Annotated in this window: 10 protein-coding genes; 1 reads left to right on the plus strand and 9 read right to left on the minus strand. The window is 44.6% G+C overall.

All coding sequences use genetic code 11. The features are described 5' to 3' along the window. Positions 1–74: 74 nt before the first annotated feature. The 6 genes from Q4Q54_RS05145 to Q4Q54_RS05170 form a co-directional block, all read right to left on the minus strand. The gene (locus Q4Q54_RS05145) at positions 75–1,088 is read right to left on the minus strand and encodes a hypothetical protein (protein ID WP_311900729.1); all 1,014 of its coding nucleotides are present in this window, start codon (positions 1,086–1,088) and stop codon (positions 75–77) included. A gap of 108 nt (positions 1,089–1,196) precedes the next feature. Then, positions 1,197–3,185 (minus strand): GMC family oxidoreductase, encoded by a 1,989-nt coding sequence (locus Q4Q54_RS05150; RefSeq protein WP_311987887.1) that lies wholly within the window; start codon positions 3,183–3,185, stop codon positions 1,197–1,199. Beyond that, complete coding sequence (locus Q4Q54_RS05155; protein WP_011846712.1) at positions 3,182–3,712, minus strand: hypothetical protein; 531 nt, start codon at positions 3,710–3,712, stop codon at positions 3,182–3,184. The genes Q4Q54_RS05150 and Q4Q54_RS05155 overlap by 4 nt, the downstream gene beginning before the upstream one ends. Before the next feature lie 19 nt (positions 3,713–3,731). Further along, on the minus strand, positions 3,732–5,048 hold the full coding sequence (locus Q4Q54_RS05160) for a hypothetical protein (RefSeq protein ID WP_311900731.1): 1,317 nt from the start codon (positions 5,046–5,048) through the stop codon (positions 3,732–3,734). A 765-nt stretch (positions 5,049–5,813) separates the two neighbouring features. Continuing rightward, positions 5,814–6,530, minus strand: coding sequence for an SDR family oxidoreductase (locus Q4Q54_RS05165; protein ID WP_311987888.1), 717 nt, complete (start codon positions 6,528–6,530; stop codon positions 5,814–5,816). A gap of 336 nt (positions 6,531–6,866) precedes the next feature. Further along, entirely contained in the window at positions 6,867–7,352 is a 486-nt protein-coding gene (locus Q4Q54_RS05170) for a DUF2938 domain-containing protein (RefSeq protein WP_311987889.1), read from the minus strand. 89 nt (positions 7,353–7,441) lie between these two features. Between Q4Q54_RS05170 and Q4Q54_RS05175 the strand changes: the two genes are divergently transcribed. Further along, positions 7,442–7,822, plus strand: coding sequence for a helix-turn-helix domain-containing protein (locus Q4Q54_RS05175; RefSeq protein WP_311987890.1), 381 nt, complete (start codon positions 7,442–7,444; stop codon positions 7,820–7,822). Positions 7,823–8,443: 621 nt separating this feature from the next. On the opposite strand, the gene Q4Q54_RS05180 is transcribed toward Q4Q54_RS05175, so the two are convergent. The 3 genes from Q4Q54_RS05180 to Q4Q54_RS05190 form a co-directional block, all read right to left on the minus strand. After that, the gene (locus Q4Q54_RS05180) at positions 8,444–10,582 is read right to left on the minus strand and encodes a UvrD-helicase domain-containing protein (protein ID WP_311987891.1); all 2,139 of its coding nucleotides are present in this window, start codon (positions 10,580–10,582) and stop codon (positions 8,444–8,446) included. A gap of 5 nt (positions 10,583–10,587) precedes the next feature. Further along, positions 10,588–16,935 (minus strand): DEAD/DEAH box helicase, encoded by a 6,348-nt coding sequence (locus tag Q4Q54_RS05185; protein WP_311987892.1) that lies wholly within the window; start codon positions 16,933–16,935, stop codon positions 10,588–10,590. An 88-nt stretch (positions 16,936–17,023) separates the two neighbouring features. Continuing rightward, entirely contained in the window at positions 17,024–21,856 is a 4,833-nt protein-coding gene (locus Q4Q54_RS05190) for an Eco57I restriction-modification methylase domain-containing protein (RefSeq protein WP_311987893.1), read from the minus strand. Positions 21,857–21,858 lie beyond the last annotated feature (2 nt).

A 21,858-nucleotide genomic window follows, 5' to 3' on the forward strand; every position in this document is an offset into this window, starting at 1 on the left:
TATGACACCAACATAACGAGTAACGCTCTTATGGAATCTGTCTAAGCTGCGCTGCGAGGACGGCGTTAGTCATCTTATTGTGAACGGCAGTAGTTGATGTTGGTTACAGCGAGCGCCTGTGATTTTAATGCAATACTGCATTCCAATGGCGGCGCAATTGTCTCTAAGGGGCCGCAACGTCCCATACCATAACTCGCAAACTGATTGGGGTTAATGTCAGCATGGAAGAACTGATTCGGAACCCGCACCTTTAAACCACTGTGTTCACCCAAAGAGTCGGTTAGTTGGTCGCCGATACTCATTAACCAAAATACCTTTCGCTCAGTTTCCAGCGCCTCGCGCACAATATCTTTATATGCAACATTGGGTGCTGGTGTGGGTAAATTACTGCACACCAGCTGTTTGGTGTTGCGTGAAAAATAGGTGAACCTATCTACGACCTTGGCATCAAGGCCCATGTTATTTTCAAGCCAATACTGAGTGGGTTTAGCACTTTGGTTTTCACAATTACGGGCCGTGACAAAATAACAATCAACACCGTCTTTAAAACACCATTGTTTAGCAAAATCAACCACGCCCTGAATTGCTGGCCCCTTGCCCGTTAGGTCGGAATCAATTGCAGCGCTAAATTCCAGTGTATTATCAATATCAAACATCAATGCTGGCGTTTTTTTCTGCTGTTTGAGTGCATCGATTAAGCCGCTTTTTTTAAAGGACCACATCAGATCATCTAACCGTTTGCGCAAGGTTTCAATATCAGTGGCATACTGGGATTGGGCTCCATAGTGAGAAAAACCAGCACTATCCTGCGTGAGCTGATAGTAGTTTTGGTCATCGCTATTGGTCATCAACGGGCTGGGTGCGGGCACAGTGATGGGCTTGCAGTTATTGCCATCAGCATCGCATTGCGCATCTAAACAGATTTTCTCGGAAGCGCTGTATTGATTCGCCGCCCCAATACGCACATCTAATTGCGATTTATCGCGGGTCAACTCGCGGTACAAGCTGAGCGGGTCAGGTGTTGTTGAATGAGCACTGCATGCGCTGAGAAAACAGGATATCAGCAGTAATAAAATACTATGTTTCATCGTGATACTCCGATAACAGAGTGATATTGAAAAACCGCGCCGATTTAGCACGCGGTTCTTTACAGGCAAATTAAAAGCCGGTTAAAGGCTTTAAAAAATAAAATGGCATTAACTTGCTTTGAGATCTGCTAACACATGATCTGCTGCCTGAAATGCCAACGCTGCCAAAGTGAGAGTGGGATTTCCCGTCGCAACCGTTGGAAACACGCCGCTACCGACTAAAAACAGATTGCTATGATCCCAAGATTGCTGGCGAGGATTCACCACCGACGTATCTTTACAGTCCCCCATTCGATACGTCCCCACAATATGTCCAGCACCGTAAAACGTAAAATTGTTGCCCTGATATTCAAAATTATTCGACGTCACCTCACGCTTATCACCATAGAAAACCGGCGCAGGCGGAGCCTTGGTATATTCGCGCGCACCAAGGGCATCAAAGAGTTTGGTCGAAATATCTTTAGCCGAGACAAATGCGTTGCGCACATAATCTTCGCGGACTCGGTAGGTTAATTTTGGGCGCGGTAAACCCAAATTATCAGTCAAGGTCTCAGACAGTTCGACACGGTTTTCCGGATCAGGCAATTGCTCAATTAGATAGCCCATACGAATTTGCCGAGTGTAAATACCATTTAAGGTATTCACCAACGAGGCGCCAAATAAGCTGCTATTTGCAGGTATCGCAGGAGCAAAGCGCAATGGAATACCCTGTTGATTGACAGAATCCCCATTTAATTGCGAATTATTTTGACCAAATATAAAGTCGGCTAAGGTAGTGAATGGATCGTTCGCAGCCCACTGCCAACCCTCATTGCCGATTTCAATACGATAGGCGGCACGGTCTTTACGAAAGGCGCCATCGCGTAAACTTTCAATGCCCGCAGTAGATAGAGGTCCTCGAAAACCATAAACAGGATCTTTCGCCAATCCCCAGGCCAAATACATGATGTGATCCATCAAATTACGCCCAACTTGATCGCTATGGTTGGCGACACCGTTCGGACAGGCTTTATTACGCTTAGACATGAGCAATAATTTAGGCGTCTCAATTGCGTGAGCGGCAATCACATATTTTTTAGCCGTAACAGTACCGCCGCCCGTCGCTACCCCTCCGTGAGTTTGATAGGTCACATAATCAATACCAACAACATCCTTTGTATTTTCATCCACTTGAACATTTGTCGCGACGTGCCGATAAAATACATCAACATTGCCGGTTTGCAATGCTCGTCCGAGCGTCACACTGGCATCGTATTTGGCTTGGATTGGGCAAATAGGAATACAATTTGTGTTACCCGCACATTGACGGCGTTCACCCGGTAATGAATTACGCCCTTGAGGGGTTGGCGTAACTGACAATTTAATCTTGTCGTACACCATATCGCTCACCGCTTGTTCGTATTGTTGATCGACTAAAGATGAAACAATGCCGGGCATGGGATAATCGTAATTCGCGCCATAAACGCCATCCGGTGAAACATTAAATCCGCGATAAAGCTGATCCATCGCCTCTTTGTCACCGGCGACGCCAATCTCATTGGTCGCCTGTTCATAGTAAGGAACCAGCGCCTGATAAAATTGTTTTCCACCGGGCCAATCCACGCCCTGCTTATACTGGGTTTGCAATTCAAAATCATTGGGCAATAGATGTAAACTGGTTCCTAGCCAATGCCAAGTTGTGCCGCCGCCAATGCGCTCATAAGAACTGGCAAAAGCAAACTTTGCTTCAGGGCTGTCTGGTTTCAAATGCTCAGGCTGCGGTGTGTAGTCGAAATAACATTGCTTTGGATTGCGCCATGCGCCAATTTGCAACACGGTATAACGCGGCACATTTTCCTTCGCAGGATCAGGCAGCCCGAGTGGATTATCCGCCGTCGATGCCGCTGGATTTTGCGTAGTAGGAGGATAAGGTGATTCAGGTGTTTTGGCATTGGCTTTAAAAAAGGTTTCCATGTAACCACTGCGGTCAACAGGCACTTCCTGCCCTGCTTCGAGGATTAATACTTTTTTCCCCGCCATCCCCAGTTGATAAGCCATGATAGAGCCCGCAATACCAGAGCCCACAATAATGACATCGTAATTGGTTTGAGCGCTCATACTGCACCTCCTTGATGACCCGTATATGCCGACAGTGCTGCGGGTGGTTTTGCCCAATAGCCGTAACGATAATTTGAATCCCCCATAGGATGAGCCTGCATAACTTGCCAGACTAGGCCCGTGGTATAACTTTTTGCCGAAATCATATCGCTAACCGTGGTCTCCGGATCTTTATCCGTCGCGGGAATAATGGTTGGCCATGCACCTGAGTACCACATAAAAATCAATTTACGACAGGCCAACACAAAATTCGTCCCGTTGTCTGGCGCCAGCATTTGCGTGCCAATTTGTTGATCTGATAATTGCTGCGCTTTTAACGCCGCATATTTTTGCAGAATAGTAGTCACTAAGGTTGGGTCCTTCGATTCTTCGGTTATCCTTTGCGTAAATACAGGTAAGTATTCGGATTTAATATCCACGGGATCCAACGTCGGGGCAATAATACTGGTTGCAAAGCCGGTTAATACCGCGCTCAAACCAATAAAATTATTCATAGTGTCGGCAGTCGCGCCTGTAATATCAGTCATGATGAGTTCCTTTCATAAATTATTGCGCGCGTTGCAGCAAGTAAGTGAAATCAGCAAAATTACCGTTAGTGGTTGCCGCATTATTGTGACAAGCCATACAGCTGCTTGATGTTTGCTTTACCGAACCCTGTATATAAGTTTCGAGCGTGGTGTTCGCTAAAAATGAGGGAGCAGGCACGCCCGTTGGATCGGTGGGATTTTTAGCATCGGTAGGCCATTGCGTACTGACCAATTCGTAATTCATCCATACCGATCCCGGCACCACAGCGTCGAGTGCCGCGTGATAACTGGCATTTAAGGCTTTAGCGTCGGCAGTAATAGGAATGACGCGTTCCACTTGAGTTGGTTTAGTGTGCGGGTTTGCCGGATCCCACGGGCGTGCTGGGGGTTCATTGACTTTGCAGTCAGTACATTTAGCATCGTAAAAATTATATGCCGACAATGATGCTGACTCACCTTGGGTTGGCGCGTTAGCGACATGCTCAAAGGTAGACCAAATCCATTGTGGTTCACCCGTGGTTTTGTGAGCAATATGAAACCCCACTAGACCGACTTGTTCAAGCGCACACGCGGGCTTGACCCCGTGTTGCTCTTGGGGATTATTATAAACTAGCGCATAAGTCGTATAGTAATTCGTCGCATCAAACTTGCCGCCCATTTTTATCCATGAGGCCTTAAGCATGATAGAACCTACCTGCCCAGTTTTACTGTCGCTCGCGGTAAAGTCGACATCGGCATTAAACTGTTTCTGGCCTTTTTTACTGTAGAGGTTATTGTCCAAAATAAAATTGAACATGGTTTCATTGGTTAATATTTCATAACGGGTATAAAGCCCGTTTTGATCAATCAATGGACCCGTTGTAAAAGGCTCACCACTTTCATCCAACACATTCGGGGTCTTCCCTACTTGCGTTAAATAAATAGTCCCTTCAGGAATGGACTTGGGATCAATACTTTTGCAAACATCCGGCACATTATTGGACTGATCCCACCCAGGTGGTTTTACGCCATAGGGTAAAAAAATCTCCCGGCTTTCCTTCCAATGCAGCCACACTACTGGCTGGTTAGTTTTTTGCCCAATGGTGGACATGGTATTGGGTGTGCCATCGGCATTGGCAGGCCAATTCAGTGCGATAAAGGATTGCCAAGAAAAATCATCAAAATCATGTTGCAAACTCTCAAGAGAGAAAGGCGGTTTTGCAGCGATTTCCAATGGTATAACCGGGCTTAAGGTTGGTAAACTTGCGGCGGCTTTGGTAACGGCTGGCGATTCCGCTTGCACGGTCGCACTCATACACAAGAACAACGCACTATAACAAAAGTATTTGATATACATGAAATTAACTCTCCTTGTTGTTGGAACTTATCACTCACCATCACTACTGCTATAAAAACGATTAATCCTCTGTTGTTTGCCTAAGGTGCATAAGCCAGCCGAACTCTGCTATTTGCATAATTAAATTGCTATGACTTCATCTCGGACTCGTTCGATGCATAAAACACGTTCGATACAAAAAAATCGCGGTTTAGCTTGCTTTAACCTTACTTTGATAACGAAAAATATGAGTACTCTGCAGCATCTCTGCTACCTAGTGCAGATCTCAAAGTACAAATCGCGTGCAGGACTTAACCTCTGCCAAGTCCAGATAAATGGGTATAAAAATGCGATTGAAGTTTATTTTTGAGCGCCCCTGCTGATCTAAAGAACAGATCTGAAGCGACTGATATGGATAATGATGAACGTCTTTCATTGAAAATCCTTTTCATGACAGCGTTTTATCACGATACCTTGAGCCTAGATAATTCAATTAAAACCAGATGCTTAATTGAAATCCTGTTAGATCCGTGAAGGATAAGATACTCCTGCATTATTGCAGTGAAACTAATTCTATTCTGGTAGAAGAAAAGTTACCTTCTGAAAACATGCTAAGTTAAAAAATTGTTTACAATTGACTTATTGTCAAGTTTGAAACGGGAGATTTGTTGGATTTGCAGAAAGGAAGAGGCTGTACCTAAACTAAGGTATGGTTACTTGGTAAAGCGGGCATATTGCATGAGCCAGCGCATGTAACGCAGCTGGCTCAATACTGTTTATCAAGACTTAAAATCTTTCATCACGAATCGCCGGAAGTACCAGTTCACGTACATAAGATGCATCTGACAAGCTCAGGAGAGTTCGAACAAGGTTGACAACATCGTGCACTGGCACAAGGGTGCCATCGCCTCGCTGAGCTGCTTCGTCAATCGATGTGGCAAGCGTATCCTCCGTATTGAGATAACCCAGCTGCAAGCAAGTTACAGCCAGACCCTCTTCTCTAAAACCCTCACGTAATGCATCACTTATACCGGTAAGGGCAAATTTTGACGCACTAAACGTCACTTCTGGACGCCCGCTTTGGCGTAGTCCAGATGTTGAACCCGTAAGGATTAACTGAGGTTTAGCAGAGTTGAGTAATTTAGGGATCAAGCGCTTAAGCAGAATAATTGTGCCCGTGATATTAATATTGACCATATCGACAATACTTTGATCCTCATCGTCAAGGAAGCTGTACTCGTCGGTGAAGGCTGAAGGTTCCCATACTCCAAGATTATAAATGAGTACATCCAGTTGCGCCGGAGTTTGCTGCTCAATCAATCGAACGGCTTCTAATGGCGAACTCATGTCTACATTAATCCATTCGACCTCAACGCAGGCGGGTAAATTGAGATCGCTGGGTTGGCTGCGTGAAACGCCAATAACAGTGTCACCCGCAGTACATAATCCCTCAATAAAAGCGCGGCCAAGACCCCTACCCGCTCCAACAACCATCAATTTCATAATGTTAAACTCCCCATCGGATCGAAACCATTAACGAGTACACAAGCGTATTTATGCTAATAGGCCAGTAATACGCACATGGTTAACTATCCGTATTAAATCAAACTGAACCGTTTGCAATTGAGCATTTGCCCCAAGGAAATAAGGATGCACCCAAAGTTATCACTCAAATTGATGCTAGAACTCTGTGAACACGCATTATGGTGGTATCAAGCAGCATTAAACTTACTCAACTGACAATGCACTCCGCTTTGAGCACTACAAGATCACTGAAATCAATCGGCACAGGCAAAGTAATAAAGCTTAAGGATTGGAGTTTTGCACAACCTTGAGTAATTAGAGTAAATATTTAAGGCTTAAGGCTGTAGTAAATAAGCCGAAACCATAGACGCTATGGGTCAACAAACTTAACCCACGTGCTTTCCATGGAGAAGGCGTTTTACTTGCAGCAACCCCGAATCCAAGACAAGGTTGAATGAGACAAAAAGGGAACACTAGGGTCACAACACCAGTAACTAGCGCAGGAATTAACGTTGGCTCAGATAACCACATATCCCCGAAAATCATTACATGAACCAAAGCGAAAATAATACCGCTCAAATAATGCAGCAACCAACCTATAAAAGCTTCTCCTCTCACTGATGGAGTCACCATAATAGGTCGATGAACCAGCTGGCCTCTGTAAATGAACATAAACCAACGTCCCACAAATGCATAGTTAAGCGTTGGAATACGAAGTACATTTCTTTGCCACCATGACCATACATCCATCACTAATGTGGCACCAGTGCCCACTAACATCGCCTGTAGCCAAATTGCCATTGAGTACTCCACTTTGTATTTGTTCCTGAGATTGATATAGTTCAGGCATGGTGCAACTTGAAGTCGACTTTAAGTCAAGAGTGCATTTTATGGATATTGCAGATGTTTCACACGAATCGGGATTAGCTCCTTCAACACTGAGATATTATGAAAAAATTGGACTTATTCAATCCATTGGCAGAAAAGGACTTAGACGCCAATATGCCCCTAAGATCATTAATAAATTGAATATCATCACACTTGGTCGTATTGCAGGCTTATCATTAAACGAAATAACGACGATGTTTAATGAATCCGATGAATTGGCCATTGACCGCACTTTACTGGCGCAAAAAGCCTCTGATATTGATGTAAAAATTAAGCAACTGAAAGCAATACGAGATAGTCTTAACCATGTCGCGAATTGCCCACAGTCTGATCATTTAGCCTGCCTCTCATTTCAAAAACTCATGAAGTCGGCAAAGCTTTAAGAGCCTTGATTAAGTAGTAAAATCAATCGGTTGCTCTATTTAAAAGCAGTAGTATCTTTAAACTAGATAACACTTAGATGGCTTACAAGACCATTAGGCCATAGCGATACCACAATGATTAAAAAACATTATGGCAAATGGATACCTAAGGACTCACTAAGAATGGCTAATCGTATCTCTGAAATGATGGGTTTTAGTGAGGATAATAACGGACTAAAACACCCTGAAATGGTCCCAAATAGGTCCCAGAGCAACAAAGGGAACCAGTAAGATACTGATTCCCTTTGCTTTAATTTGGCGGTGAGAGAGGGAGTCGAACTAACGACATAACCAATTGAAACATATTACTAATTAAAACTCAGTGTAGTGCTGCATTACTTTTTGCATTACTTCCGATTTTTGGTAATTTCCTCAATTAGACCAATGACTTACCCTGGGAATCCGGCTCCTCATTTTTTGCTCAGAATAACAACGTAAGTCATTGTATTTAATTATTTTTTATATTTCCAAAAAGTCAGCAGAAATTTTACCATAACTAACGCTGAGTCGTCATTTTAACAGCTGTTTACAGATTTGTGACTTAATCTGAGCGGAAATTCCCCATGTCTCATGTAAGTTTATTTAATATTTTAATTTTAAATAATCACTAAGCACTCCTGAAGAAGTCACCACCAACCCTTTAATCGCCCGAGTCGCGGCAACATGCAGTAGCGCTCTTTCATTAAAGTCGTAATCTCGCTTCTCAACAGGATCTTCAGTAATCGCCATTTGTAGTGGAATCACACCTTCGTTCGCGCCGGCAATGAAAATATATTGGAACTCAAGTCCCTTTACCCGATGCATAGTCGCAAAACGAAGGCCAGGCTTATCATTGTCAGAGCTTTCTGAAGAAAGCGCATAGACTTCAAATCCAGCTTGCTCAAAAAAAGATTTGTAGTTGTCACGAAGCGGATTCGTTCGTGACACAATACAAATATTTTTTAACGGAACACCACTGGCAGTCAGCGATCCAATTTGGTTACGAATGAATTTACACTCGTCATCGAAGCCGGAACACGCTTGTACAACAGGCGCATCGCCATGGAACAGAGAAAGATAGTCGGTAGATTTGTCGAATTCTCCGTCAAGATCATCAACAAATACATTTTCTAAAATCGCGGTAGCAAACCTGCGAGTTTCTTCCGTAGTGCGATAGTTAATTTTGAGTTTTTGAGAGCGTCGACCGCGTACATTAATGCCACAACGACTAAGTACGACTTTATTGCGGTAAATACGCTGATGTCCATCGCCAACAATAAAAAGATCATTTTCTTGTTCTGGCACTATGCTTCTTAGCAATGTAAATGCTTGGCTACCCATGTCCTGTGCTTCATCCACGATGACCGCAGTGTATGGTAGAACTAATTTTTGCTCATTAATGAGCTGCATCGCATCTAACATAGCATCATTAATTTCACGGATCTGATTTCGATTAAGTTGATTGCGGTACTCTTCGAACACCGGCCAAATGAGTGAGCGCTGAATCCGATTAAGCGAGGTGCCGCGGCCAACCCGGCTTACTTTTAAGTAGTCTTGCTTGGTTTTAATCCCATGGGCTTGAACAATCAGGCGCCACTCCTCCTGGTAGAACGAATCAGGAAAATAAGGATCTGCGGGTGCTTGGCTTACAGCAATATCCCAACATTTTTTACGTTGGAAATCCCCGTCATAAACGACTTTGTAGTCGTAGTTGAATTGCTTCAGCAGGCGGGAAACCCAACCATCAATATTAGCCACTTCAATTCGAGCTAACTGTTCATCCGTAGCTATTTTTTTGATATTTGCCTTTATATCTGAAGCCAGGTTTTTGGTAAAAGTAGTAAAAAGAATCTTGCGATTGCTCTGCGCCAAAATGAGTTTATTAGCCAAATGAACGGCGCGGTGCATCGCCACAACCGTTTTCCCCGTCCCTGCCCCACCTAGCACACGAGTTGGGCCCTTAGCGTCCATAGACACTAATTTTCTTTGGCTAGGGTGCAAAAATACCCGCCATTGCTCAAGAGGAGCATTGAGCATTTTTTGCAGCTCAAGGTCGTCAGTAACAACTTTGAAAGAACGCTGGGTAACAGCTCGTTGCAAGGCGGCATCAAAGTCATCAACATCAATTTCAGTATTAATGTGGTCATTATAAGTATTATAAACAGACTCATAGTCATCCCCAGCCGCCAGCATAAACAGCGCTTCAAAGGCCTCTGTCGGTAAGCGATCTTCTAATTGCTCCAGTTCTCTCTCAGAAGAAATCGTCATTACAAGTTGGATAAAGCTCTGCGGAACTCCAAGTGCTAAAATCTGCTTTTCTTTAAACTCAGAGAAAATGGGCTTAGTTTTTTCAATTGCTTCAGGTTTAGGCTGGGCTATTGCAGCTTCAACTTTGGACACATCAATAACTTGAATTGAACCAGTAGATGGGTGAATTTCGCAGCGATGGTTTCGAGCCCAATCGTAAGCATCATCATGCAAGGCAACAAACATAAGCATATAAACATTGCCTTTATCCGGCTTAAGAACGATGCCCCGATAAGCCTGATCGATCCTTACTGAATGCACGTTCTTACTTTTTGCATCACGAATTTTTTCATAGTTAATCGCTGAACTGGTCGGGTTCTCTCGAAACTTACTCAAAAACTCTTGTACCTTCTTTTGTTGTGCTTTTGGTATAGCGGCAAAAGAGAGTAAAAAATCCGATGCGATTGCAATTTTAGGTGAATCCATACCAGACATATTCGTTACCTACTATTTTCTTTTAATAATGTATTTAACTGTTCAAAGCCGGCTGCATTTAGCTCGCTTACGATGACAATCCATCCCATTGATTCAAATAACGTCGCTGCGCTTTGTTGCTCAGGCAATAACAACACAATTTGTTTGCTGGGCCAAGCTAACTCCGCATCAGCCAGAATTTCACCCTCGTCATTTGTTAATTCATAGCCAACACTTGGTGCAGGGAACCCGCTGTCAACCAGTACTTGAATCACATCTGGCTCCAGAAGTTCATGCTCAATGATTAACTGCCAGTCATCGCCAGCCACCTGAGCGGATGATTGCTGATTTAGTGCAGTGGCTTGGTGCTGCACAGATGGTTTAAACCCGGTATCGTCAGCTAACAATTTACGCGAAGTGTATGAAAAATCGCTCATAAACTGGCAGATATTGACCAACTTCCAGAAGCCTGCGAGGTATTCTTCAAAATTCTCATTATGAATATCACGATCATCAAAACAAATGTGCAAGCGCGTATTTGACTCTGCGTACTCGAAAGGAGTCTGGCCTTTTACTGCGTCTTTCACTACATAGCCGTAGGACTCAACAGGAAAAACGGTTGCCAATTCCACCAGCCGTTGAGAAGTGGCGACAGAATCTAGTAAGCCACCAAATAAGTAAGGTTTATCAATACATAGTTCTTTAAACCGACTTTCAGAACTGTTCTCACGCATTTCGTATTCAAATTTTGCTTTTACAGCAATGTCTCGTGATTTACTAATAGCTAGCCAGTAAAAACAATTTGCCATCGCCGCTTGACGGAAAAATACCGAGGTTTCATTTGGTTGATGTAACCATTTTTTCAATAACCCGAAGTTGTTTTCCCCTTCATAAACGCTGCGTAAAGTTTGGTAATTACGTTCAATAAATTTAGGGTAAAGGGCTTCTTTTGGTTGTATTTCTTGACGGTGCAAACCAAAAAACTCTTTTAGCTTGCTCCTATCACTTTGGACAATATCATGCCAACCTAATGTCCAGGTGTTATAGCGTCCACTATCACGTACAGCATTGCGCTTGGCTACATCGTCAAAAACAATCTTCTTATGAAAAGCAAAACCATCAAGGTAAATTGCTAAAGGTTTTACGCCTGCTATTATTGATGCTGGATATAAAACAAAATCAGGACGGGTATCTAAGTAAATACCCTCTGATGCCCCCAACTCAACCTGAGGAACCAAATGCCAGGAACTTGCCGGATTGATCTTGGATGCGATAAACCAGGCAGAGCGGTTGTGGTAAAACTCTTTAGTTACAACAAATTCTTTAGCTAAGCCTTTCAGCGTCTCAATAAATAGCCGCTCAAGTTCAGATTCGACAACGCCATCAATGTCGATATCTGAAACGCTTTTAATACTCACTAACTTTTCTTTGTTATCAATAATGGCTCTAAGCAACTTACGCGCATGTTCACGTGAAATTGAGCGCATTTTGCTTCTATCACGATAAGCATAAACACAGTGATAACAACCGTCCTTCCCTTGCGAAACACAGGCACAATGCTCAATCACATCTAATGCCATCGTTAGCAATGAAAGTAAGTTGTCTGGCTCCTGCATTAACTCTTTGAGAGAACCCGTGCCTCCAGGCACTGAATCATAAATCACCAAATAATAGCGATAGCTCTCGCCGGCATTGGTAGGTTCTTTGTAAATAGTGCCTTTTAAATGATCGACACTGCCTTTAAAGTATTTTTTCATCCCTAGTTGCAGAGCCGCCGCAAGAGAAGATTCTGTCACCTCACCTAAGCCGTAGTTACTCACTGGTAAAAGAATACGGATTGCTTCCGATTCAAGCTCGCGATAGAGATACAAAACATCTTCATAACGCGCTTCTTCTGGTGCGCTTCTATACTTACAAGCAATGTCATGCGTTGGCTGACCGTAACCTTTTTGCACAAAACCACAATCGCTACACACTTTAAAGCCGGTTTTCTTTTTCTTCTCACCGGCAACGTAAAACTCCTCGCCTTCATCAGAGGCGCTACCAAAGTTAATATCCCGCAATGTTACACGGTTTAAAAATTCGAAACCAAAGGGCATTTCTGTATTGGGAATATGGTAAGCGTAAGCCACATCTTGTGGCAGAAAGTTCACTAACATTTGTCGTTGGAAAAACGCTGGCGTGCGGCTATCTGCATCATCCGAAATTTTCGAATCGCGCGAGCTGGACCGTGCATAAACCTGTCTGAGCTTCAGCATGCGAATTTTCTGATCCGCATCTCCCCAACCCGGATGGCTGCATTTAGGACAAACATTAAATTGATCAGCTTCAATACGCTCACTGTAATTGCAGTGACTACAGACTCGCCACGTTTCAGGCTCTGACACTTTCATATCGATTTGCTCGATCTCAACTTTGTGCCCACCCGCGTAAAAATGGCTGGTCGGGGCAAGTTCAGATAACGCTGCCGCTGCCGGGCGCTCGTATTCAAAGGTTCGTGTCACGTATTGGCTTGAACCATCCTCGGTTTCAATAGTGTCTTTTTTACGCCACAACACTGACCTGAGCGTTACTCCGGCTTCGGGGAAAGCGTAGTTAGGCAGCAACCCCTCATCAGTCATAAAGTTCAGCGTGTTTTTACCATTGATTTCCCGAATCAACGCCAACAATGCATTGCGCTCATTTTCCAGCTCGTTTAACTCAGACTGAAAATTGAGATCTTTAACGGGTGATAACTTAAGCTTATCAATATTGCGTTTAAGCTTGTCCGCACGGCCTATCAATGACTTGCGATCCGTCGCCAAATGATTCAGCGACTGCTCAATTTTACTCTCCAGGCTATAAGCCACATTGCTACCAAACATAAACGCACGTAACTTTTCAATAGAGCTTAACGATAGGCTATGAAAGATAGAGATGAAAAGCTCAAACAACGCTTGTTGCTGCCCTTTGACAAAAGTAAGGAAGTTATAGGGGTACAGATCGCGCTGCCCACTTTCAGTGGCATCGAGCATTTGCTTTACCCGTTTCGGGATGGCGCTGCTGGCTATGCCGGTTTTAATCCAACGGTCCATGCAAAAGGCGGTCAGCTGACGCTCTAAAATTGCCGAAGCATCAAGGTACACCCCTGGTGCGGCAACACTGCCGGCCATCATGTCTAATGGCTCTTGGTAATAAAAGAGATCGTGCGGGTTCCCCTCTGCTACAGTCATATTGAACGCATTACCGTCTTTTCGACCTGCCCGGCCGATACGCTGTAAATAATTGGCTTGGGCTGGAGGCACAGAGCAAAGTAGTACTGAAGACAACCCCCCGATATCAATACCCATTTCAAGTGTCGGCGTAGATGATAGTAAGTTTACAGCCCAGCTAGATGTGCCTTTAATAAACGAATTTTCTACATGCTCACGTACATCACGCTCCAGCAAACCCGTGTGTTCGTTAGCGTTAACACGATGCGTCTGAGCAAAATGCCATTCTTTTTCCGGAAGCGGCATATCCCGGTTGTAGTGACCCTGGCAGCAATCGTTATGGCAAGGCTGACCTTGCCAGCTTGCCAGCGCCGTTTTAGCCACCACTAAACGTTCTGTACAACGGTCACAACCAATCGCTTGTAATTGCGTGCTCAGCTTAAGGCTTTCGGGTTGTAAGCCCCATACTTCTGTACCTTTAACGTCAAATTGGGCAACTACCCCAGCTTTGCGTAATGCATGCATTAAACGGGCATAAATTGTTTGAGTATGCGACGAAATCATCACATTGTGCTGGTTGCCCAAACATTTGTTAAGCCAGGTTTGGTACCAGCTATTATGGCTTCTAGAACCCATTAAATTGTCAAATCGGCCGATTTTACCGAACGATAAGAATGCAGGTGTACGTGTTTTATCCCCCCAATTTGGCATAAATTTAGAGGTCACTTTATCAATACGGGTTAAATAATAGGTTTTTCCTTCATCCTGAATGTAGTGTTGCAAGGCGGGATGGTTCACTGCGCCTTTTAACCGCATCCGGTGCAATACCCCTAAACAGAAATGCAGTACCTGTTGGTCTGAGACACCGTTAAAGTCATCGCCCAGTTCATCGACAAGCTCTGCATGTAATTTAGCGCACAGTGCCACCAGCTCATCACTGCAGAGATCAACACCTACTTCTCCGGTCCGCTCCAGGGTTCTGCCTATTGCCGCGCGCAAACTAAACTCTGAATGTACTTCCCAGTTAAGTCGCCTGGCGACTAAATCCGGTAAATTGCTGTTTGCTGGCAGTGTGGCATTATCGCCACCGTCAACCAACTCGCGATAATCATTTAGCCACTCCATATTAGGCGCAGTAAAGGTGGCGACAAAGGATTCTGGTTTAGCCAGTTTTGCTTGCGCTTCAAGCGTAACTTGCTTTGCAAAGCTGGCTAAATCAAGGCCTTCATATTGCTGCGCCACTGTCGCAATATGCCCTCTCACCATCAAGGGCCAAGTGCGGGCGGCAAAAAAGCCTGCACGATGGGCGGCGTCTTGCACCGAGTCTGAAAAGGTGATCAGTTTTTTATTGTCATTGTAACGGCTGGCATAAAGCTGATTAATAGCCACGCTCGATAGTGTCGCTGATTGCGCACCAATAATGCTTAAGCCATTCTTACTGTGACAATACGGGCACTGGTTATCAAAATGTGGGCCTTTGGTTTCTGTTGATTTAACCAGATCCGGTATAAATACCCGGATAAGCGCCTCTTGCTGATGACCACAGTGAATGGGTGCGCTGTCTGAATTCAACGTTAAACAGGTTGGGCAAACGCGGCGGATCAGGCCTTTCGCGGGAGTATCTTCACCTTCATTAAGCGGGAACAACACACGAATGCCCTGATGGCGGGCGAAGAACAAGCGATAGAATACTTCTAAATCGTTCTCGAGCTTATCGCTATAACCATCACCGTAACTGCCCCAGCCTGTTGCATGACAATCACGGCAGTGAATAACAGGCATATGCTGCTCATGTTCGTTAAATGCCAAATCGTCGCTAAACCGCAAAACCGGCTTTTTATGCACTTGTGCAACTAAACGGCGCAGTTCACGCAGCCAAATTTGATAACGCACTTGCAAAAATGGCAGCACAGGGCGAGCCTTACCTTTTGCAAGACGAGCCAGCTCTACCTCGGGTGATTCAGCCATAGCGCGGCGCGCAATGGATACCAAAGCAACAAAACTTTGCAGTAATTGTAAAGTCGCGTGATAACCCAGCGAAAAACTGCGGTCGAGCTCATTCACCAGAACGTCGATAGCGCGAATTTTTCCATCGAGCAAACCAATCAGCGAATGGAAAAACTGATGCTGTAAAAGCACGTCGCCTAAGGCAATACGTACCGCGCGCCCCTCGTCAGAATCGATATCATCTGGAAGCAGCAGGTTTTGCTCAGGAAACCACAGCGCCAACTGTTGGTTTAGATAGGCTACCTCACTGGCAAACATAGAGGCATCTAATTGGTGCAGCTGCTCGTAGCCAGGCGAGTTAAATATTTTCGCCTGATAGCCTTGCAGGTATTCGTCATGACGATAGCGGTCTTCACGCACCACGGCTGATTCATCAAACGGCGCATCAAAAATGGTACTGGCATATTCCAGCAGTGGCTCTAAATCATTACCTACGGTGGCCGAAGTACCTACACACGCAAACCCTTCGTTATCAACACTTAAGTGAAACTTTAAGCGGCGGATCAAACAGGCTAAATCCGAGCCTTGCGCGCCATCAAAAGTATGCAGCTCGTCAACGACTAAGTATTTTAAGGTGTTAGGTTGGTTGTGCAGCCACAACGGCTGGTCTTCAGGGCGCATCAATAAATAATCGAGCATTTTGTAGTTGGTCAGCAGAATATCCGGCGGGTTATTGCGCAGGTGTGCTTTGCTGGTGATCACCCCGTCCTTGCTCATCACCACACTGCCCTGGCCATCGCCGCCCCCCACAAACAACCCCACCGTTACCTTGCCTTTTAACCCCGAGTTGTTATATACGGTTTCGGCAAAGCGTTTAGCCTGGTCAGTCGCCAGGGCGTTCATCGGGTAAATTACTATGGCTTTAACCCCAGGAAGTGAGCTTGCCGCACAGTGATTTAAAATAGGGTACAGAAAACACTCGGTTTTGCCTGAACCGGTTCCCGTGGCGACCAAGGTCGCTTGAGGTTTGTCAGTGCCAAGGCGGCGATACGCCAACGCTTGGTGCGCATAAGGTGGAAATGGCAGCGCGACTTTTGGGAAAAAGTTCCGTGCCAAAGCACTTTGACGAAAGGGCAACTGGATCGATAAATAGGGCCCTTTCACCAAATTGTCACGCTCGGTTATAAAGCTGTCGATCATAGAGTAGTCTTCGCTTTCAAAGCAGGGACTATTCATGGTAAACGCCGACTTTACGTATTTTTTAACGCTGCTCGCAACCTGCTCACTCAGCACTGACGGTAACATAACTTCATCATCCTAAATCTTATTTACACCCAAAGCGTGCACTAAATGCGGCCCATGCAGTTTCGTAGTCTTGTTCGCGGTCGCACTTATCAAACGGCGCAATGTATTCAATGGTGCGCTCAACCGGCCCACCGGGTTGGGTATCATCCATGTAGGTTTTATACACCTTGCCTGACTTCAGCTCGCGGATATCTTCCCACCCTAACGGCACATTGGTTTCTGTCCAGGGCTCAGCTGCACTGCCTTGGCCGGCGGTTTTATGCGCAAATACGCCATTTTCAATTGCGGTGGTATAGGCATTTTTCTTGTTGAAGTTGCGATCGAGGCCAACGCCAACCAAACCTTTAGAGGAGGTAAAAACAATCCGACCGGTTTGGTCATACCAGGTGTCTGCTTCATACTGGCGCATGACGGGGAACTGCACACGGTAAATGGTTTTAAGCTCTTCTAAGGTCATGCCCAGTGCTTTAGCCACTAAAACATCGATTTCAATTAGAGCTTGTCTCCTGTCATAGTCATTATTAGATGCACCAGGATTAACAGAGACTAGATTATTTTCGTGTCGCCCCCCAGCCCATTTGAAGCTACCTAAGCAAACTGAAACTGATTCAATCAGTTCAGCATATTCGTCATCTACAGAGTTTAAGTATAGGGAACGAACTGCAATATCTGGCGAAATTACGCATGGTTGTTCAAGGAAGCTAGACGGCCAAAAGTCAGCTCTATTGCTTGCTTTGAGGACAAAGTCAAACACGATTGATGACATAGAACCACAAACACTTAACATGTCAATGTTATTATCAAAACTAACTGAAACACAAGTGTTAAAGTGTTTGTATCCAGGGGGTACAATACAACTAAACAGAGATCTATTATTGGTTGGATTTACTCTTCTCCGATAAATCAAACGATAATTTTGTAGTTTATAATTATTCGGAACACAAATTTCGAATTGCCCAACATCTTTAATTATATAAGGAAAACCACGAACTGAGCTTCCTACCTCAAGTGGAACAAATACTTCCTTGCCATTATTAATAGTTGCTTCATGAGAGAACGGAGTACAAATATTAAATTGTGAACCTGCGATAATTGATTTATTAGGAAGATAGAATCTGTAAAATGACTTTTCAACCAAATCATTTTTTGTTGCAGTAGTTTGGTCAATCATAAGGGTGTAAGGGAGATCTCTGTATATTTCACCAATTTTGGTGTAATTTGAAATTTTCTCAAGAGTGGAGAGAATTTGTTTCGAATGAACAGCCATAAGGCGAGCACTAGTATATCCATTCCCCCTCGTATCAAGTTTCAACAGCGTTTTCATCGCATTATCATCAAAACTTACTACCCTATCATTACAGCCAGATGTAGACCATTTACCTTGGCTATCTTTTATGCCTTCAACAAGTCCATCTTCAGACATGCACTCGTCAATCGCTTTAGGATGAAATAGATTAGAAACACTGATAAAGCTAATTTTTTCTCGTTTTTTACCCAAGATATTAATGCTAAACTTTCTGTCATGATGTACATCATTAAACAGAGATAATTCATTTTGGAACTGATAATGAGCTAGTAATCTAAAGTAAACAAACTCCCTTAGCTCTTCGCCACTTGAGTCTTCATATACCCCATCCGGATGCAGAAGTCCTACTATTCCACCTTTGCTACTGAGATTGACTGAAACCGGTATGAAATTTTTATAAAGATTTACTTGACCAGAAATTAATCCATTATAAGCAGAAACACTTGATAAGAAATTTTGAACTGAAGAGCACTCTAAACAATCATCAATATATTTAAATAATGCGCGACTATTTTTCCCAAAAATTGAGCTTCTTTGCCTGCTAATTTCACTTGCTCCGATACTTTGTAATTTAATTTTTGGAGAGAATTCTGATAGCAACGCTCCCTCTTCCCAAACTAACTTCAGCCATGGCGGGTTACCTAAAATGAGATCAAAGCCGCCATGATCGGCAAAGATATCTGCAAACTCGAGTTCCCAATGGAAAAACTTATAACGCGTTGCCAGTTTATCTACCAGCTTTAAACGCGGGAAAATCATATATAAGAAATCTTTATTTACCGTGCCGCGGCTATTGGTAGTAAACAGGTATTGTGTTTTGGGTTCGGCCACCTCGTCGAACATAGCTAACTGGCCAGAGCTTGCTGCAACAACCTCATCATTAGCGGTTTCGGCATAGCCTTCTAATACTTGTTCAATCTCCCCCAGGTATTCAGCGCGGCTTGGCAACTCGTCGGCATTGTCCATCGGCCAAAACCACAGCGCGCACCAGTAGTCCATCACCATTTTTAAGCGCGGATATACTGCTGAGCCTGATTCTTGTGATTGGCTAAGTAGTTTGTCTTTATCGTTGGTACTGGATAGCTGCGCAGAGCGTTCGGTATCTGGCCAAATGTGCAGATTATCGGTGGTGATACTGCGCTCTTTTCGCCGCTGCGCAACATGAGCTTGCCAAAGCTCATCAATTTTTTGGCTAATACGCTGCAGCTGCGTTTTTTCATCCGCGTTAAACGAGCTAACAAAGGTTTTACGCCATTTATTAATAGCGTCAATCTCTGTTGGTTTTAGTGCTTTGACTACTTTGTCGCTGTAGTTAGCCATGCCGTTGTCAGGCAACAGATAGTGATACACCTCGTGCTGACCGCGCGCTTCGTTATGGCCTAACCGTTTAGGTTCAAGGTTTAACCAACTTGGATCTTTACTGTTTTTGTAACTTAAATGCCCGGTTGAAAACACCTGGCGGCGTGCACCGATTAACGAGTTGCCGTTATACAGCTGATAACCAAACCAGGGCACAAAGGCCTCGTCACTGATGGCGTTAAGCCACAGCGACACTTCAGCCAGCTCTACGGCGACGGGGTTTAAATCCACCCCGTAGACATTGTTATCGGCTATGTACATTTTCACCCGCTGTAATTCCCGGGTGTACTGTTCTTGCGGAATGCGCTTATCTTCGGCCAGTTGTTTTAACTCAAGGTATTTTGCTGCCAGCTGGTTAATGGCTTCGTTTAAGAACGCGGCGCTGCCCATAGCGGGCTCACACACCTTGATACTGAGAATTTTATCGGCTTGCTCGGCAACCGTGGCCAGGGGTTCAAGCTGTTCTTTGTACAACTCTTTAAGGGCATACTTTACTAAAGACTGTGTTAAAACTTCCGGCGTGTAATAAGAGGCGGACTTTTCCCGGTCTCGCCCCGCCATGCGATAGATAAAGCTGCCTTTCGGATGGCTTAGCAAAGTGCCATCTTTGCGGAAGACTTTTTCGTCATCATGGTATTCGGCCAGCTGCTCTGCGGCCACAAAGTAGCCAGTTTCCAGCTCATTAAGCTCTTCGCCGGCTTTTTTTACTTCATACAAGTCAGTTTGCGCAAAAAAGCCCCGATACGACAGCAAGGCTTCATACACCGCACCAAGCTGGTTAATACCCAACTGCGCGTATGAGATGCGACCGCGGCGCTTACCTTTACCTTTTCCCGGACGGCTTAACGACATTAGCTTAATAACGCGTTGCAAGGTTTCATTTCGAAACACCACGCGGGATAAGTACGGCATGCGTGCATCATCAAACAGGTGGCTTTCGAGCTTACGAATGGCAAAGCTTTTTTGAATATCATCAAACAAGCTGCTGTCGCTATTGCCTTGTTTGCTGTTGCCCGAAAAGCCCTTAGACACTAAGCGGAACAGCATCTGTAAGCTGTCATGAATATACCGGCCATTGCGTGATTCTTCGGTTGAAAGGTCAACCATCTCTAAATCACGCAATGCTTCTAAGCTGTACCCTTTGAGGTAGACATCTGAATTAGTGGGTGCGTATTTCAGCTCTGGCCGTGCTTCGATATAGAACAAAAACAGCATGCGATACATGTAACGCAAGCACTCAAGGCTTAATTGGCTGGCATCAATGTTGTTTTTACCGTCGTAAGTAAAGCCTTTTTCAATCAGCTGCTTTGCCGCCTCATCGCCCAGTAACTCGATAGATTCGCGCAACGCGTATTTGAGATCTTCTGAAACAGAAAACGCATGTTTGTGCGAACTTTCATCTAGGTTATCAAGCAGGTTTTGCCCTTGCTGCGGGCAAATGGAATCTTTATGCAACAGCGCCGCCATCGCTTTTAACGTGTCGCTTTCTTTGCGGCCCAAAATGTCTTCTAAGTTAAACCGCAGCAGGCGGTTTTGTGCCCATTTTGTGCGGTCAAGCAAAACACATTGGCGATTACCCAGCAGCAATAACCAGCGGGGTGGCTCTGGGGCACTGAATATTTTCTTTGAGATTAAATCTTGCCAGCTTAGTTCTTCATTTTGGTTATTTTGCAGCAGGGCTTTACGCTGTTCCGGCTCGAGTATTTCTAATTGCTGCGGCAAAAGTGGCAACGACAGTGGATCGGCACAGTCATCTGTTGAAGGGTCATGAGCTTCGATAATCCACAGTAGCGGCTGGCCGTGGTGATCTTGATAGGCCGACAATACCGGTAGTTGGCCATGTTCTAACAGCACTTGTGTCGGCTTTAACTCATAGCCCAAGGCTTGTAAAATGGGTTGCCAACGTGCGCGTTGGTTAAAAAGCCTTTTGTTGATGTCTTTAACGTTGAGATGCAGGTTTAACTCGCGGAAGTAATCACCGCTATAACTTGCCAACTGGTTATAAGGTGCGCGATAACCGCGCGTAGGGTTGCCGCCTTTTTCTTTCTCTGCACGCTCAAGCTCCCGGGCTTGATTTTCTTTTTCCAGCCACTGCTCTAACACACCACGAATATCACTAACAAACACTTCACTTAAATAATGGTGAGAGTAAAAGTCGTTTTCGTTGCAAATACCGACTAATGCCATAG

This window comes from Shewanella sp. SP2S2-4 (assembly GCF_031932025.1).
Lineage (GTDB): Bacteria > Pseudomonadota > Gammaproteobacteria > Enterobacterales > Shewanellaceae > Shewanella > Shewanella baltica.